Origin of the sequence: Romboutsia sp. 13368 (assembly GCF_018336475.1) — a bacterium.
Classification (GTDB): domain Bacteria; phylum Bacillota; class Clostridia; order Peptostreptococcales; family Peptostreptococcaceae; genus Romboutsia.
The window spans coordinates 1,278,242-1,279,993 of the sequence record NZ_CP048741.1; the positions used below are offsets into that span (position 1 = coordinate 1,278,242).

1 protein-coding gene and 1 pseudogene are annotated in these 1,752 nt (G+C 30.4%); both read right to left on the reverse strand.

Annotation, left to right across the window (positions count from 1 at the left end):
* Position 1: 1 nt before the first annotated feature.
* Positions 2-1,204 (reverse strand): virulence-associated E family protein, encoded by a 1,203-nt coding sequence (locus G3997_RS05135; protein ID WP_296649152.1) that lies wholly within the window; start codon positions 1,202-1,204, stop codon positions 2-4.
* 116 nt (positions 1,205-1,320) lie between these two features.
* A pseudogene (locus tag G3997_RS05140) lies at positions 1,321-1,752 on the reverse strand (hypothetical protein); the annotation flags it as partial.

Genomic DNA, 1,752 nt, shown 5'->3' on the forward strand with positions numbered 1-1,752 from the left:
ATTAACTTTTCCTTACAAAAGCCCTCTGAATACCATAATACTTTCCAAACCTAAGCTTTCCTTCTCCATCCTTTAAACTTTCCCAGCCATTTGTCCTTCTTAAAATCTCATTAATCTCTAAAGCACTACTCCTATGAAAACTCTTTATATCTCCACCAAATAACTCTACCCAAATTTCTGCACTACATACCTTATCCCTTGTTATATAATCATCCTCTGCTCTTAAAAACTCATTTTCATTTATGAACCTTCTTCTATCATATATATCCATCTCGTACCAATGTTTAGGAAGTTTAATATCTAAGTACTCCTTTATCATACCTTCCTTGCTGTTGTTTTCTAAATGCTTTTCTTGTTTTTTAAGTGCTTCAGTTAAAACATTCCCTTCTAGTATTAGCTTTTCACCTTTTTTATAAAAGTGCATGGCTTCTGCCCAAATCATATCTATTTCATGTTTATTTAAATCTTTAAATAAGTTCTTTGTAGGAGTATTTACTCCAACCATAAGTGGCCAATATCTTCTGTTACCTGTTCTATCCTTTAAAAATTCAATGTCATTAGTAGTTCCAAAAAACACGCATTGTCTTTTAAAGGTTTCAACTCTTCTTCCATAGGCTTGTCTATAACTATCCTCAGTTTTTGATATAAAGTGCTTTACAGATTCTGCCTCTGCTTTTTTAGTTGCTGATAGTTCTGCCATTTCTAATATCCAAGCATTTTGTAATTGCTCATAGGCTTCTTTTCCTTGTACTGTAATTAAGGAATCTGAGTACCAATTTTTACCTAGTAAACTTATTATATGACTTTTACCTATTCCTTGCTTTCCAACTAAAACCATCATGTAGTCAAATTTAGTTCCTGGGTTAAATATACGAGTAACTGCTGCAACTAACATTTTTCTAGTTGTAACTCTAGTATAATCACTATTTTCTGCTCCTAGATAATCTATCATTAAGTTTTCTATTCTACTTACATTATCCCATGTTAAAGAATTTAGATAGTCCCTTACTGGATGAAACTCATTTCTTTTTTCTATTATAGCTACACCATCATAGATTCTTTGTGGAGATGATATATTATAATTTGTATCTAAATACATTCTAAGGTTAGCATCATCAGAGTCTTGCCATACATCGCCATTTTCTTTATCAACTACCTTTTTCCATGGCAAATCATCTTTTATTATTGTTCTATTTGAAAACAAGTTATAAGCTATTTTRTCTTTTAAGTTTATATCATTTTCAAGTATTGTTACTATGTTTTTAATACTAGACTTATACGTACCATTTTTACCTACCTCTAACTTTAAGGTCCAGCTATTTAAGTCTTTAAGGTCCAGCTATTTAAGTCTTTATTATCATAGTTTTCATCATCTACTTGTGAAAACTCCTTTATAGCATTATTTAATTTACTTTGACCAAACTCTAGCATTACCTTTTCATCCTTACTTATAAACTCTATCATCTTTATATATGAAGGTAGTTTATTAGTAGGAGTATCCATAGAAGTATTTTTATCTAAATGTGAAAACTTATGAAGTCTTACTAAATCAAAGGAATTGCAAAGTTTATCACAACATACATCACTACTATGGTGAGAGTATGCAAAGTTTCCATTTTCATAGATAACCACACCATTAGAAGTACTTCCATTTATATAAGTGWATCTATCGTGTATGTCTCCCTTTTTATACACATCAGATAAAAACTTATCTATTACGTCATATACATTATAAACTCTACAAAATGCACC